13 protein-coding genes and 2 pseudogenes are annotated in these 15,279 nt (G+C 59.3%); 7 read left to right on the forward strand and 8 right to left on the reverse strand.

Features of this window, described 5'->3' with window-relative positions:
* Positions 1 to 184: 184 nt before the first annotated feature.
* The 7 genes from ACVIYL_RS22665 to ACVIYL_RS22695 all read right to left on the reverse strand — a co-directional run bounded on the left by ACVIYL_RS22665 (position 185) and on the right by ACVIYL_RS22695 (position 6,535).
* Entirely contained in the window at positions 185 to 733 is a 549-nt protein-coding gene (locus tag ACVIYL_RS22665) for a cysteine hydrolase family protein (RefSeq protein WP_456779836.1), read from the reverse strand.
* A 319-nt stretch (positions 734 to 1,052) separates the two neighbouring features.
* Positions 1,053 to 1,616, reverse strand: a complete 564-nt coding sequence (locus ACVIYL_RS22670) for a hypothetical protein (RefSeq protein ID WP_456779837.1) — start codon at positions 1,614 to 1,616, stop codon at positions 1,053 to 1,055.
* Positions 1,616 to 2,113 (reverse strand): hypothetical protein, encoded by a 498-nt coding sequence (locus ACVIYL_RS22675; RefSeq protein WP_456779838.1) that lies wholly within the window; start codon positions 2,111 to 2,113, stop codon positions 1,616 to 1,618. The genes ACVIYL_RS22670 and ACVIYL_RS22675 overlap by 1 nt, the downstream gene beginning before the upstream one ends.
* Positions 2,110 to 2,910, reverse strand: a complete 801-nt coding sequence (locus ACVIYL_RS22680) for a hypothetical protein (protein ID WP_456779839.1) — start codon at positions 2,908 to 2,910, stop codon at positions 2,110 to 2,112. The genes ACVIYL_RS22675 and ACVIYL_RS22680 overlap by 4 nt, the downstream gene beginning before the upstream one ends.
* 13 nt (positions 2,911 to 2,923) lie before the next feature.
* A complete protein-coding gene (locus ACVIYL_RS22685; RefSeq protein WP_456779840.1) occupies positions 2,924 to 3,394 on the reverse strand; it encodes a hypothetical protein in 471 nt (156 codons plus the stop codon).
* A gap of 40 nt (positions 3,395 to 3,434) precedes the next feature.
* Positions 3,435 to 4,967 carry a hypothetical protein gene (locus tag ACVIYL_RS22690; protein WP_456779841.1) on the reverse strand — a complete coding sequence of 511 codons (1,533 nt, stop codon included), beginning with the start codon at positions 4,965 to 4,967 and terminating at the stop codon, positions 3,435 to 3,437.
* A 2-nt stretch (positions 4,968 to 4,969) separates the two neighbouring features.
* Positions 4,970 to 6,535: a pyridoxal phosphate-dependent decarboxylase family protein gene (locus ACVIYL_RS22695; protein ID WP_456779842.1), complete on the reverse strand. Its 1,566-nt coding sequence runs from the start codon at positions 6,533 to 6,535 to the stop codon at positions 4,970 to 4,972.
* Between the two features lie 281 nt (positions 6,536 to 6,816).
* Between ACVIYL_RS22695 and ACVIYL_RS22700 the strand changes: the two genes are divergently transcribed.
* Positions 6,817 to 7,188, forward strand: a complete 372-nt coding sequence (locus ACVIYL_RS22700; RefSeq protein WP_456779843.1) for a hypothetical protein — start codon at positions 6,817 to 6,819, stop codon at positions 7,186 to 7,188.
* A gap of 327 nt (positions 7,189 to 7,515) precedes the next feature.
* Here the strand turns inward: ACVIYL_RS22700 and ACVIYL_RS22705 are convergent, their stop codons facing one another.
* Entirely contained in the window at positions 7,516 to 8,055 is a 540-nt protein-coding gene (locus ACVIYL_RS22705) for a YfbU family protein (RefSeq protein ID WP_456779844.1), read from the reverse strand.
* An 852-nt stretch (positions 8,056 to 8,907) separates the two neighbouring features.
* Here ACVIYL_RS22705 and ACVIYL_RS22710 point away from each other — a divergent pair.
* The 6 genes and pseudogenes from ACVIYL_RS22710 to ACVIYL_RS22735 form a co-directional block, all read left to right on the forward strand.
* Complete coding sequence (locus ACVIYL_RS22710) at positions 8,908 to 9,156, forward strand: hypothetical protein (RefSeq protein WP_456779845.1); 249 nt, start codon at positions 8,908 to 8,910, stop codon at positions 9,154 to 9,156.
* 344 nt (positions 9,157 to 9,500) lie between these two features.
* Positions 9,501 to 9,716, forward strand: a complete 216-nt coding sequence (locus tag ACVIYL_RS22715; RefSeq protein ID WP_456779846.1) for a hypothetical protein — start codon at positions 9,501 to 9,503, stop codon at positions 9,714 to 9,716.
* A gap of 912 nt (positions 9,717 to 10,628) precedes the next feature.
* Entirely contained in the window at positions 10,629 to 11,297 is a 669-nt protein-coding gene (locus ACVIYL_RS22720; protein WP_456779847.1) for a nucleotide-binding protein, read from the forward strand.
* Complete coding sequence (locus ACVIYL_RS22725) at positions 11,260 to 12,270, forward strand: hypothetical protein (RefSeq protein ID WP_456779848.1); 1,011 nt, start codon at positions 11,260 to 11,262, stop codon at positions 12,268 to 12,270. Before ACVIYL_RS22720 ends, ACVIYL_RS22725 begins: the two co-directional genes overlap by 38 nt.
* A 363-nt stretch (positions 12,271 to 12,633) precedes the next feature.
* Positions 12,634 to 13,245, forward strand: a pseudogene (locus tag ACVIYL_RS22730) (transposase); the annotation flags it as partial.
* 634 nt (positions 13,246 to 13,879) lie between these two features.
* Positions 13,880 to 15,192 (forward strand): annotated as a pseudogene (locus ACVIYL_RS22735) (IS5 family transposase); the annotation flags it as partial.
* Positions 15,193 to 15,279: the final 87 nt, after the last annotated feature.

Below are 15,279 nucleotides of genomic sequence, written 5' to 3' on the forward strand. Positions count from 1 at the left end.
AGGTCGCTTGAGGCCGAATCCGTACCTTCATCGAACGTACAACCGAGATCCCAAGCCGTCCAAATGAGCTAAGTCCGCAGATCAGATTTAGCTTCTGTAAAAGGCTTCTGCCTGGAGGCCACCAGACTTTATGTGGCGAACCTTAGGATTCACGTGACTAGTGTTGGCCGAGGCCGCAACGGCATCAGGCTGCTAGATAGTCACTGGTCGTCGTGACCGTGCCGTAGGCCAAGCCAAGGGCCGCCATAAAGGCCGCATGAACCTGCACGGCAGGCACGATTATGCCACCGAATGGAAGATCGCAGGTGGCGCAAGCGTCGTGCAAGATCGTGGTCTTGTAGCCGTAATCGGCGGCTGCTCGGGTGGTCGCATCGATGCACATGTGGCTCATTGCTCCGACGATCACGACCTCCTTAACGCCCCCGGCATCGAGCCGCTGCTTCAGATCGGTGTCGCGGAAGGCGTTGGGATAGTGCTTGACGACCAAGGCCTCACGTTCTAGTGGCTGGACAATGGGATTGATCTCCACCCCTCTGGTGTTCGGCGCGAAGATAGAGGGATGACTTTCCTGCATTTCGTGCTGAACGTGGATAACCGCATCACCACGCGCGCGGGCGGCCTGAATCACCCTAGCTGCGTTGGCGGCCGCATGCACGATACCAACCAGGGGCAGCTTGCCATCTGGGAAGTATTCGTTTTGGATGTCGACAACGATGACGGCGCGCTGGCTCATAAGATTTCCCTTAGATTGTTGGACAAAGTAGTCGATCAGCAATGACCCGCGCAGGCGCGGGATCTACGACGTGTAGACCACCAGATATCGTTACCCATATAATCCCCTTCACTTTTCCGACTGAGTCGGCAGGCTAACGGACTCTTGGACCCTTTCGGAGCTGCGTCGAGGGATCATGCAATTGCCGGCCCAAGCGCCGTTCCATCTTGCTCTGATCGGTGCTACCGATCGCTGCCCAGAAGCGCGCGACAGAGCAGCACGCGATTGGAACGTCCGCGATTGATTGGACAGGTCTGTCCGGGTACAACTTCGCTGCTTCTTATCCATGCTGGCTCCCTGCATGGATGGCGCTCAGAGGAATGACCTGCAAGGCAGGTCCATCCAGGTTGAAATACAATTTGCGATTTCGATCGACTGTGTCGACCTCCAGTACAAGGCGATAGGGATAGAGCCCAGGCTCGAGCTCAAGATCGACGGCGCCCGCCCAGTAATAGTAGGAGGGCGTCCACGGACTACGGATCTTGTCCGGGCCGCCATAGATCTTGAGATCATTACATATTTTGCGGAGTTCTGGCGTGCCATCGGGCAGCACAAAAACGATGTTGACGATACGCGCGAACAGAGGCCAGCTCCCGTCCGGACGCTTCTCCATGTCAATACAATAAACTAGCCAGTTCAGGGCTTGGCCCTGGCGGCACACCGTCCGCAAGCTGTTCGTGCCTTTACCGGTACTCTCGCCGCCATTGTCCATCAGCCCAGTCTTCCCGCTGAGGCCGCCGGCCCGCAGGGTTCCTGCAACGTCGATGAGTGTGACGATGTTCAGCTGTGTGGAGGCCAAGCTTGGGCTGCTGGGGGGGCGCTGCGATGCCGGACTGACAATCATCATGAACTCCTGGTTCGGGTGCCCGGGGAAGCGTTAATGGCGGCCTCGACGAGGCGCGATGAACTCCTGGTTCGGGTGGCACCGGGGTTAGCGGTAAGGGCGGCCTCGATGAGGCGCGCGTCGGCACCAGTATCGAGCGTCCGCATCCGGCTGCCAAGCTCCAACGTCAGCCCATACGCTAGGTCGCCGACCGGCTGCTTCACCGTACCAACCCAGTAGCTGACATCGGACTCGGGATAGGTTTCGAGTCGAACCTCGCAGATTTCCGCCGGCAGTTTGATCGCTCGTATCGCGGCATGATTTTCGCACTCGATCGGCAACAACGTCCAGATGATCTCGTCTCCCGGTGTGACGGCGGTCGCGAGCCCGGCGGTCGCCTGGTTGCGCGAGCCGCCGAGACGGTTGTCATCGATCATGTAGAGAGAGCCTGCGAGTGTATCTGCCTCCAATGCGGCGACGACATCTACCACCAGGAGAATGTTGATCGTTTTTGTCATATCGCGTCTCCCTCAATGCATGTAGGTCCGGAGGGCGGTATGGGCAGCAGGCCGGGCACGAAGCCGCTAGTGAAGCCGTTGACGCTCGGTACGTTACTAACCTGAATACCGCACGACAGGGTGAAGAGCCGCGGCTCCCAGAGGATCTTGCCGTTCTCCTGAACGGGGCGGTAGAGCGCCACCTCCATCGTATAGTCGTGGCGACCGACCTTGGCCGTATCGACGGTGGCGCTCCAGTACCAGCCATCCGTCAACGGATCGGGCGAACCGTAGAGGGCCGGATACAGAACACCATCCTCCACCGCAGCCCCGCGGATCCTCACCACAACTGGAGGCACGCTGGCCGCCGTAGTGGCATCATCAGGCTTCAGCACCTTGCCGGCCGCGTTCAGCACTGGTGCGTCATAGGTGCGAACTGCACCGCGGTCGCGAACCTGCAGGGGCTTCGGAGGGTCAGTCAGCATCTTGGAGATGTGCTCCTGAATCTTGGAGATGTTCTCCTGAGTGCGGACGGAGGGGCTCAGCAGTCGTCGTGCGGCGTTGGCAATGTTGAAGCGGTGGGGATAGCTGCGTGGCAGCGTCGGTGGCAGCTGGTCGACACCGACCGTGATCCAGTTTAGGACAGCCTCCATGGCCTGCGAACCATCGGCATTATAGACGCCGGGAACATTCGTTACGCGGGCATGGGGCAGCTGGGCGAATGGGCCCGTATTGTCGATTACATAGGCATTTCCGTCGAGAGTGCCCTCCGCCAGGGCCGTCTCGATATCGATAACGGTGACAATCGAGATCTGCATTTTTATAGTCCTCCTATTGGAGCGGATTGTGCGGTCGCTCGACAGGCGGCGGCGAGGGGTGAGCCCGAAAGGCCCCTCCTAGCGATGGAGGCAAGAGTACAAGAGAGGGGCCGGCGATGCTGATCGTGCGCCCACTCAGGCCACCCGTGACGAGCGTCATTCGGTAGGAATGGCGCGAGCCCGGAGCGCTCCAAGGAGGTACGTATCCCTGCCATTGCAGTGCCCAAGGGAGTAGGCAGCCGGTCGCCGGTAGCGCAGCGCCATCAAACGAAACGCCGGTCAGCCAAGCCATGGTCTGGACGTCAAGCGGCGTTAGACTCCAGCGGACCAGTTGTCCTGGCCAGACCGAGCTGACCAGCTTGGCGGTGCCAAGGCTTTCTCCGCCAGAGACACCATCGTCAAACATGAAGACGTTGCCGTCGACCGCATTGCCAAGCAGGAGGGCGATAACGTCGACGAAAACCCGGATATTGAGCGGCGTCATTATCTCTCTCCTGCCGGCGGCGGATGCTAGTTTGCGAGTATCAAATGCGGTCTACAACGAGGGGCACCTTGCCAAATGCCGTGCGGACCAAATCCGCGTTCCTTGGATCTACAAGCCGGATGGCAAAGCTGTAGCCCGAACTCCGCAGGCTCGCCTCGTTCGCCTCCAGCGCGTTGAAGACGGACAGCGATCGGAGCAAGCCGGCGATGATCAAGGGCGAGGAGCCTTCCGGTCCCAGTCGCATGGCGACCTGCGTCGGAAGGGATGCGGCTTCCGGAGTGCCGATTACTAAGTGCAGCTGCCGCTTCGCGCGATCAATCTGGAACTGCGTGTCGGTAGCGACGCTATCGATGTCCAGAACCTGCCGCTGGCGGAATTCGGCGGTGATCGCCGCCAAGGCCTGCGGCGCCGAATACTGCGTGTCACCAATATGCATGAAATCGCCGCTGCGGCCGACATACTCAAATTGCATGGCATTCAGGCCTGGCGACTGCAAGTCAGGGCGGCGGATGACTCGATCGCCTATTTTGTAGCGCAGCACGGGAGTCGCATTACCGAACAGGCGCGTGACTACCAGTTCGCCTTCCTCGCCTATTTCCGTCCATTGCCCGTCCGGCCTGACCACTTCCACCAAGTGGAGACCAGGTACCGCAGTCAGGACGGGGCTTTCCGGATCTAGCTGCACGCCGATGGTTTCCGCCTGGGTGGCGGCGAAGTAACTGAGTACGATCAGGCTTGGATAGGCCTGCCTGAGATCCGCCCGCACCTTGGGAGTCAGCACTCCACTGCCATAAAGAGCGATCCGGAAGTTGTCCCGCGCCTCGCGAGATAGCCCGTCGGCAAAGCTCGCCATTAGGGCAATGCTTTGCGTAATCCCCATTATCGCCTTCGGCCCCGGATAGGACATCATCCGCTGGAAGACTTCCCGGCTCATCGGACCGGCGCCGATGTAGTTGACACTTGGGATCTTCTGGAGCACGCCACCTACCATGGTGCCGCTGCTCCACATCTGATAATCGGCTAACGTTGTGGCCACCCATTTCGCGCCGCTGCCAGTAAGGTGGCGTGCCATAATGTGTCGGCCCATGAAATCCCCCGCCCAGCGGTAAGTCTCCTGCAGCTCGTCGAGCGAATAGACGGTTTCCGAGGGCTTGCCGGAGCTGGTACCACCGCTGGCCACGATTTCGAAGCCGCAGCGGTCGATGGGCACGACCATGCCTGGCCGCGTTTCCGTGAACATTTGCTGAAAGGCTTCCTTGTCGGTAAGCGGCAGCGCCTTGAACTGCTCGTAATTGTCCACCGGACCGGTCCCGACGGCACTATCGATGCGCCGACGCCACAGCGGATTGATGCGGGCGATGGAGACGAGTTGCGACAGCCGACGCTCGGCGATGGCGGCCTGGACGTCATGAGACAATTCGTCAATCCGGCTGCCGATGACAGTCTGCGCGTGCAGGAGCGAGGCTAGAAAAGAAGGTAAAGCCAGCACGTCATCCACGGTGCCCGGATGCAACATCGTTTCCGGCAGTACGTGGTGAGCGCAGTCACGGGGTGAAAGGGCGAAGTGGCGCATCGTTATTCCTGAGGCTCAAGCCGGAAAGGCCGGTTCTGCTCGCCGTGTGTAGCGTTGTTTGCAAGAATCTCGCGCGCATGGCGTCGGATCTCTTCCACCATGCCTGCGATGTCGGACAGGCCGATCCGATGATTCATGAGGACCATGCGGAGCATCGTCTGTCCATCCATATCGACCTTGGACAAGAGGTAACGCCCAGCCGCCCGCACGCGGTTGCGCAACTCCAGTTGCAGGCTCGACAGCCGATTGCCGCACAAGCCAAGCGGCTGATGGACGAAGCAGAGAATATTGGATTCTGGCCGATACGGGACGATGAAGTCCGGCTGATCGGCCAAGTATTGATGGGCCGCCCCAGTCATCATTACCAGGCGCTCCAACTTATCCGCGAAGGCGCGGGGACCATACAGCGACCAAGCCAGCCAAAGGTTCAGGATCGCGGGGCGCTTCGTACATTCGAAGTTCTTCACGCCGCTCTGCACGGCCGTCATTTCATCTTCGAACGGGTCAAACACGTAGCTGTCCTTCTGGGGAAACGCGGTCTCCGCCAAACCCTTCTCGCGGTAGAATAGCAATGTGCAAAGGGCCGGGACGAACAGAGCCTTATGGGCGTCCAGGCAAAAAGAATCCGCAAGCTCCAGTCCCGCAAGGCGAGGCCGCAGACGGTCGGAAACCAGAAAAGCGCCGTTGTGAGCCGCATCGACATGCAGCCAAGCGCCGCGCCGCTTCGCCAATGCCGCAAGGTTAGGCAACGGATCATTGGCACCGATCGCGGTCGTTCCTGCCGAGGCGATCAGGCAGAAAACATCCAGCCCCTGGGCCGCCGCCTCGTCCAAAGTCGTTGCCGCCCGTTCCGGGCAAATCTGCCGACGGTCGTTCAGAGGCAGGCGTATCACTTGATTTTGGCCGATACCAATGATGCCGGCAATGCGAGAGACGGAGAAATGGGCGTCCTGGCCAATGGCAATGGCAGGCCGGGTCGAGCGGCCTGCCGCAAGTCCGCCGTTCCAGCTTCCCGAAAGGTAACGATTGCGGGCGACGAGCGCAGCGGTCATGTTCGCAAGCGAGGCCCCGGACGTCGTCACCATTTCGAAACTACCCGGTGCCCACCCAATGAAACGCCCGAACACCTCTTCGATAAGCCGGTCGGCAACGTTGGCGAGCTGCCCCGCCTCGTAATAGGAAGCTGGCTGCGGTGCCATGGCGGCAACCATTTCGAAGACGGCGGTGACCGGCATCACCGAACTGAACTGCCGTCCCATATATCCGCGGGAGTTCACCTTGATGCCGGTTTCCAGGTAAAGCTCGACGATGTCGGCGAAGCGGCGTACATCGAAGCGCCCCAAATCAGCCGCCGTCATGAGGTTGCGGGCACTGGCCATCAGATCTGCTGGTCTTTGAAGACGCAAGCCTTCGACGTCGTCACGTGACAGCACGTCAGCAAGCCGTTCGATAGCCCAATGAGCGGCTGCGGTGAAATCTCGAACGTTAAATGATGATTCTATTTCGGAGGCGAATGTCTGGAGCCGACACGGCGAACCTCCATCAAACACGTTCAGTTTGTCCATCATCGTCGCACGCTCAACGCTATTATTCACCGCCGCCGGATGCACGCTCCAGGGCGGTAGGCATTCTTGGACGCCTATTGTCGTGTCGTTTGAAGGACGGGAAGGTGGGACTGGCAGCCACTCGGAAACCTCGGTCAGGAGAAAGTGTGGGCACCGTGTCGTTGCACACAGTGCGGCAAATGCCATCCAAAAGCAGTGGCCACTCATCTATGTTAGGTCGCCGCTATCATGAGCCTCTATGGGGCGCAGCTCTAGCTATCGGAACTGGTGGGTCGAGGGCATACATGTCCCATGGCTCTGAAATTTGTGGGGCCATCATTAGCCGACACCGGCTCGGCCGCATCATACTGGATCGCAAGCCAGAGACTGCCCAAGCGTGGTCTGCTTATTCTTCGATCGCGATTGTCGCCTTTGATCGTGGTGGCGGAAATGGCGAAGCCACGGCGAAAGCGCAGCCACGTGCGGTACAGGTTGCTGATCGTTGGCATCTGATGGAGAACGTCGGTGCCGAACGCTTGACAGCGATCGCATGTAGATGTGGCCTGATTGCGGATGCTCATGTCGGCGCTCAAGGAGCTTCGGCGAACCAGGTTGCTCGAAGAAGCAAAAGCAATCGTAGAGCTCAATCAATGGGGACCAACTCCACAGAGATGTAGGCCGTGAAGCGGTCGATGACGCTCTTGCAGACAATCTCCGATCGGTTCGAAGAGGCGTGCTCGTGGCGCATTCGGCCGATTCAAAGTTGAAAAGGCGGCGCGGCGTAATCGTTGGTCCTGGTCCGACCGGGACAAGGGTGCGCATCCTCTTGGACGGCAACATGCGTCCAATGACGCTCCAAGTTTGCCGCTTGGTGCTGGAGCAATACTCATTGTCCTAGGGCAAGTTGAGTTCGAAAGCGGCCTTCGATTCTTCGGGAATCGCGCCAAGCCGACAGCGGCCGGTCCGGCTCACGACGATCTCCAGCACAGCCCTGGACGCGCGCTTTAGCCACCTTTGAAGATGGCAATGATATCCTCTTTCGAAAATCGTCCCGTGCCGAGCTTTGTTCGCATCGGCAAATAGACCAGCAGCATCTTGCAATATTGCGGGAGGGATGTCTGCGTATGCGAGTTGTTCGTGGCGCCCGGAACGTCCTTGAAGCGATGCAGATCCTTGACGAGGTAGTTCGCAACTCCATAATGAGGGTCATGGTTGCCATCAAAGCCGGGGAAGATGTCGAGCCCATGAGCGGCGAATCCAACATCGTCACACACCCGCTGCCGCTCCGAGTTTTCAAGCTGCTGAAACTGGTACATGGTCGAGCTGAACATTTCCAGGATACTAACCGTTTCCTTGACGACTGGATTGGGCTCCTCCGATCGCTCAAAGGGAATGCCGCTGAAGTGCCAATCGAAGCCCCACAATTGATCGGCGTAGATCGTCTGCGCGACGAAATCGGGATCGACCTCGGGTTCGCCTTGCAGGCGCTTCGAGATATCCGCGAGCATAAGGACGATCAGCTTCTCTCCATCGGTCATCTTCATGGCAACAGGGTCTCCGCACCAGCTGACTTAGATGCCTGGCTCAGGTTGCAACTTTAGGCCGACGGTTCTCAGCCGTTAAGTCCGTTCGTCGTTTTGAGGCCCCGTCGATGGCTGAGAATCTTGATCAGGTGGTTTAATCGGTTTGCGCGCGGGATGTCTGGATCCTGCGGCCCGGCGGGCAGCAGGTGAGGCTCCAGGAGGAACGAGCGCTCACGCGCAGTGAGTACGATTGAACTTTTTGGTCCCGTACCCAAAAATCAGCGGCTGATTGGCGGGTGCCGCGCTCGGCGATCTCTTGCTGTTCCTTCAATAGCGCGAAGAATTCTACGTAGTTCTTCGCATCGCGGGATCTGGTGGAATCTCTTCAAGCGCTCCGCCGTAAAGATCTTCGCTCACACAGTCCTCCGTTTGAATGTCAGAAACACGGAGCAACTTTAAACGCCGGCATCCAGGAGCGACAACCTACCTGATTGTACTTTTCGTAGTCATCGAGACCAGAGCGGGTGCTGACTTCGAGATATCGGCGGCGGCCCGTACGGATGGCTCATGCGCGCGAGCGCTTCGCCCGTGCAGCCGCTGGAGCCGAGCCCCCGCCACTCCTCATGCATCGCAGGCGCCTCAGCATCGATGGCCGCGGTATAACGTTGATCCTCTTCTGGCTCGTCGATTGACTGCTCTTCTTGGGGTTGTGAGCCTAGCCCAACGTGCGGTGTGGAGGGGGAGGGTTCCCAGAATGCCACACTCCGCCACCCGGCCCGATTCACAGCCGCGTGTCCACCGGCTGCGGAATTGCAGAGGCTCAATAGCTCATGGGGATGCTTCCCGAGGCGCAGCAAGATGCGTAGTTGGATAGTGACCGTCGCCATCGAGATGGACGGCGAGGACGATGAAGAGTACCGGCCAGTAACCTACGCGGTTGCAGTCGCTGACCAGATCGGAGCCGTGCAGCTGACTATAGAAGACAACGGCGCCAACGCCGCAATGCTCAACTTCCCGCTTGGACCTGAAATGTTGCAAAGTCTCGGCTTGAGGCCAGGCGGGCTGATCATTTTACACGATAGCGAGATTGATCCAATCACCTTGCGTCCTCGGCATCATTAGTCGCATGTCTCATCTCGTTCAGGCGTGTCTGGTTGATGACGCGCGTGTCCGGAAGCTACACGAGCACTTAGGTGGCGCGGTGTGAAAGTGTACCGTTTTACTCCCTCGCATTCTTTCATCGTCTGGCACGTGGGTTGCTGAGCCAGATATGGCTTGGTCGCTTGTGATTGTCCTCTCGACGGCCAAGCTCTTCGTACCGCAACTGGCACGGGCGGCCTTACCTCCGCCGTCCGTGCATTTTTAGGTTGCGCCCGCCCTGCCGGGTCTGCGTTACGCCAAAAGCGCCACACGCCAAACGGCGGAATTGCTGACCGACCACCCACTGCAAGTAGGAGAGCAGTATCATGGCCGACACTCGGTTGAAGAACTTTATCGGCGCAGCGATCGACCTCGCCGAACGGGCGAGGCAAGTGCTCGATAGCGACGAAGGCTCATATGATGCGCTAGACATTGCGCTGCAAAACGTCGGCGAAGCTCATCGCTCTTTGATAGAGGCTTCTTCTGAAGCGCTTGCTGAGAGCGAGATCAGCCGCGCGAATGCACGCGACCGTACGCAGTGAGGAAAGCCATGAGCAAGAGAAAACGGCCGACGAACTAGGCGCAATCTTCATGGCGGAGATTGCCAAACATCGGAACTGGAGCCAACGTTAAGACCGTGGCGATCACCCGATCCGTTGCGGCTGCGCCCACCTTCTTAACCTGGTATCCGGGATTTGTCTGCGAGGGCCGCGAGATGGCACCGGCGACCGTTTTCTTATTCGCGAAAGTCCTTGCCAGGGAATATGATCTCGACGGGGACCCGTCTTAATCGATCCGGCACTTCAATAGCCATCCTATTGGCTTCGTTGCTGTGGATGCCTGGTGCCGCGCACAGCCAAGAGAATGCTGCAGAACGAGGCGTGCGTCGCACTGTCATACATCGATTGCGATGGCGACCGTGGTTTCGCAGCTCGGTCGTTCCGCACAGGAGTGCGAGCCGTTTGGGAGCGTGAATTACGGGGACTTGGCTCAAACGCAGAGCTTCTCGCCCGGGCATCCGTGCGGCTCTTACGAAGGAGACATTATCTCTCACGATCTCCCGCTGAATTCGCCAAAAATGGCAACAGCGGACTCACGATTCCGATATGCCCGCCAAACACATTCCCTCACAAACGGCATGCAGCGAGAAAGGTCAGGTTATGACTCGATGCGTCGTCGCGAAAGCGGCGAACAGTAAAGGTCGGATCAAGCCGGAGTCCTGCCTTGCAGCGGACTGGCTGGCATCCTTAAACCTTCGGGCTTGGCGTAGGGTGTCCGCGTGCCCCAATGTTTGGAACGGCCGACGTTTGGCGACGTATAGCGCGATACGATAATTAGTGGGTGCGCCTTGATTTGGTTGTGAGTTCCGCACTCGCCATTGATGCGATTCACGATAGGAAATGCTACGCGCACCTCGTGTGTTTCATGTCGTTGTTGTCCGGGACGCGCAGGCGATGTATGTCCTTGCTCTGGTTACCCAAAAAGGAGGAAGCGGCAAGAGTACGCTGGCGGTCGGAATTGCAGTCGCGGCGATGGCGAACGGGGACCGCGTCGCGATTGTCGACGCGGATCCACAAGGGACGATCTCAAAATGGAGAGAGCGGCGGGACCATCCGTATCCGCGGATCGTTCGGGTCGCCGATCCCGCCGGAATAGAAGGGGCGCTCGTCAGCCTTGAAGCTGAGGGGATCTGGCTAACGGTCATCGATACCGCGGCCACGAACAATGCCCTGGCTATGCGTGCCATCGCGAGTGCCGATCTTTGCCTAATCCCGGTGCGTCCGAGTCTGGCAGACATCGAAGCTGCGATACCTACGCTGATTGCCATTCGTAGGCTCAACCGCCGATTTGCTTTCGTGCTCAATCAGACGCCACCGCGGGGCTGCCGCGTGAGTGAAGCCGCAACGTCGCTCAATTCGCTGGGGGTGCTTGCGCTTCCCTGTATCGGACAGCGCAATGACCATCAGGATGCTCTTGGGACAGGATTAGGCGTGACCGAGTTTTCCCAAGAGGGAAGAGCCTCGGAGGAAGTTCGTGAGCTGTGGTGCTGGATCTTAAAGAAGCTTGTCGAGGGGGCATCAGCTCATGAGCCGCACGCAAGAAACGAAAAAGCGGCGTACTAGGCAGACGCGCTGCGCGCGACGCTCGCTCGTGGAGCTTACCGCGGCCGCGAGCCGAGCTGTTGACGATGGCATATTTGTGTTGTCCGGCGGGGCTGCTGCTTCCAATCCGCGATCAGAGCACACCGGCGCGAATACGTCTGATCAAACAATCCTTGCAAGGCAAGCGACGGCTCCGTGTCCCTTTGCGGCGCCGCGCAAGGACGGACTCCTGGAGTCCGACACTACCATCGAGATGATGGTGGAGATTTCCGATGACGATCAAGACAGAGCTTCTGAAAACATCAAAGCCGGACTGGATCTTACGCTGGACCGTGCAAAGGACCTCGCCGAGACCCGGGTGGAAGGTCAAGCGGCGTCAAAAGTCGGTCCCGTTCTTGAAAACGATTTCTTGACCGTGCTTAAAAAAGCCGCAACGGAGTGCCGCGCGGATACAGTCGAATTGATTGTGCAGAAGGAACCACCAGCCGACAGCGCAGGGCAGCCGGCACCACGATACATGCGGCGGCTCACGGACGAGGCGGTCAGATTGCTGGACGATCTTCGCAACGGCAAGCTGGAGAATGAGGCGAACTTCATCCTGAGCGAATGCTTCAGAGAAGCCGCCAGCGCATTCTCTATGATCAATCAGCAGCTCAAGCGCGACGGCTATGCCGCGAGCATTGATCCATCAATCTTCATCTGGCTCGCCAACATCACCGAACCGGAGACGCGCGACACCGGGACCATGCGGCTTGAGATCGTACCCAACCACCGAGGTCGTCCGAGCACGTACACGCGCCAGGTCGCTCAATTCATCTGGCACCTTGTCGAGGGGCAGGGCTGCGGGCGACAGGCCGCATATCGGGGGGCGGTCACGAAGTTCACCGTGAGCGCGAGTTTCGCCGAGAAAGCCTACGCCTTTTGGGAGCCGATCTTCGAACGGGCGGGCCCGCACGTTAAGATGCTGACCCGCATTTCAGATCCAAAAATGTAAAGCTGAGCAGCGCGGGCATTTGGCGGCCGATTTGACTGAGGGCGGGGACGGCCAGGACCGCCCGATTACTTCGTCCGAGCTTTGGAAGAGGCCGCAGAAGTCGGGGCCGCTCCTGCATGGCCCATGATTGCGCTGATAAGGGCCAGAGCGAACCCGGCTGATCTGCCTGTGCAGACGCCGACCAAGTACGAGCTGGCGGTCAATTGTGAAACGGCGCAGGGGTCCGACGTCGATCGGCACCGTGTTGGGGTCGGGACAAGGGGGTCCTGAAGCCGCTGATCCAGGGTGCGGTGCAGTAAATTCTCGAAGCCGAGATGACGGAGACTCTGGGTGCGGAGAAAGGGGGTTGTTGATCGCGCTGATCGCCGAGGCAGAGTCAGGGACGATGGCATCATCGCGAGTCAAGCGGTGCTGATCGCGATCGGGGCTGACCGGGAGGACCGGTGTCAGGTGCTCGCGGTCGAACTCGCCAACCGGGAGAGCCGATTGAGCTGGAAGGAGTTTTTGGAAGGCCTGTAAGCCCGCGGCCTGCATGGCGTCGAGTTCGTCGTCTTCGATGAGCATGCGGACTGAAGAACCCGATCGCCGAAGTGTTGGCCGATGTGTTCTGGCCGCGCTGTTATGTGCACTTCCTGCACAACGCGCTCGACTATGTGCTGCAAGGGTCGACGACGATTGCCTGCTCGAGCTGCGCTGGATGTACGACTGGCGTGACTTCGCTGGGGTCCGGCGTGACCTGGCCGCCTGGCTCGACAAATGGGGGGCAAATACTCCCAAGCTCACCGGCTGGGGGCGAGGAGACCTTGACCTCCTTCAGGCTGCCGCTGGCGCACTGTAAGCACATGAATCGACCAACATGCTGGAACATCTCAATGAGGAGATCCGGCGACGCACCTATGTGGTACGAACCTTTCCCAATGCCGAGAGCAGTTTTTAAGGCTGGTGCGCGCGCTGACCATCGAGCGTTACGAGACCTGACTCGAGGACCATCGCTATCTCAACATGGATCTGCGGTTGCGCATGAACTAGGTCGGCTGTCTCGTACGTCAGCCCGACGATCAATTCGGCAACGCCTTATGCGGCAAGCAGATGTATGTCGCCACTTCGCCGCCACGCCTATAGGCTACGAGGTGTGAGCGACGAGCAAGGTAATCAATGTCAAGGTAAAACGAGTTCGCGGTGTCGGCCGGGACAGCAGAGAGGAGATCGGCCGCGAATGGTGATCGAGTCTTCGTTCGTTCAACGAGCGCCTTGCGAAAAAGAGGAGCTGTAACACAATGATCGGCCTGACATTGCGGTCAGCGTTGACACAATGGGTACCGGACCTGCTCTGAGGGAGCGGCAGCGTCTTGCGGTCGTAAAAGACAAATCGGGTGCGACCAGATGGCGAGAATTGCATGACTTGTCAGTGGCAGTATCAGGTTAGGTTCGATGTGAATGAGTCGTCCGTGAAGAATGCGGATTGACCTGAAAAATAAGCAGAATTGGTCTTGATGTAGTATTCGATTTTGCAGGAAAGCGGGGTATTGGACCTCGCTTTCTTGCGTTTAGGTTTTGCTTTTGGGCGATTCGCGATTCCCTGACGGCGTCGTCGACATTGGGGAATGCGATGAGCAAGCCGCGGGATGATCGCCAGAAAGACCTGTTGCTTCCGGCGCTTGATCAGATCATCGACATGGGTCATCCGTTGGTGCGGTTGGCAGCGCTGATCGACTGGAACATCCTGAATGAGCGCTTCAGTTCGGTGTGCCAAGCAGGGTCGGGACAGCCGGGCTTGCCGACGCGGCTAGTCGCTGGCCTGTTCATTTTGAAGCACATGCACAACCTGGCAGATGAGGTGCTGTGCGCTCGCTGGATCGAGAATCCCTATTACCAATACTTCTGCGGCGAATTGAGCTTCTGCCACCGTCTGCCGTTCGATCGATCGTCGATGACGCGCTGGCGGCAGCGGCTCGGCGAGGAGCAGCTCGTTGCGCTAATCCAGGAAAGTCTGTCGGTGGCGCACAAGACAGGCGCCCTCGGCCCGAAGGACCTGGAACGGGTGGTCGTCGATACCACGGTGCAGCCCAAGGCGGTTGCGCATCCGACCGACGCGCGGCTGCTGCATCGAGCAATCATCAAGCTGGTCGGGCTCGCCAAGCGCAACCGTGTGCCGCTACGCCAGAGCTATCTGCGCCTGGCCAAGCGCGCCGCCATCATGACCGGCCGCTATACCCACGCCCACCAGTTCAAACGCGCCCGGCGGCAGCTCAAGTTCCTGCGGACACGGCTTGGCCGGATCATCCGCGACATCTGCCGCAAGATTGATGGCGATACGGTGCTGGAAGCTCGCTTCGGCCCGTTGCTCGGTTTAGCGCAGCAGGTGCGCAGCCAGGATCAGCATCAGCGCGGTCCGAAGGTCTATGCGTTACATGCTCCGGAGGTTGAGTGCATCGGCAAGGGTAAAGCCCGCACGCCCTACGAGTTCGGCTGCAAGGTCAGCATCGCCACCCCTGTGACGTCTCCGAAGGGCGGCCAGTTCGTGCTCCATGCCAAGGCCCTGCATGACAATCCCTTCGATGGGCACACGCTCGGTCCCGTAATCGCCGACATGGAGAAGCTCACCGGGGTGGAGGCTCGCGGTATCCACGTCGACAAAGGATATCGCGGTCACAACCACCCGCATCGGTTCAGGGTCTGGATCTCGGGTCAGGTCCACCGCGTCACAGCTTCCATCCGTCGCGAGATGAAGCGTCGCGCGGCTGTCGAGCCCGTCATCGGCCACGTCAAGGCCGAGCACCGCATGGACCGCAATTATCTCAAGGGACGCCTCGGCGACCGCATCAACGCTGTTCTCGCCGCTGCCGGCTATAACTTCGGCCCCTGCTGCGCTGGCTCGCAGAGCTCTTGCGTGTCATCATCCGAGCCTTCTTCGAGACCGTCCCGGCTCGAAACACCGCTCGAGCCGGGCGCCGGCGCCAGTTCTTCACGAACGGGTCGACGAGTCGGATATTCTTTGCGGTCATTTCG

The organism is Bradyrhizobium sp. USDA 3315 (assembly GCF_054056795.1).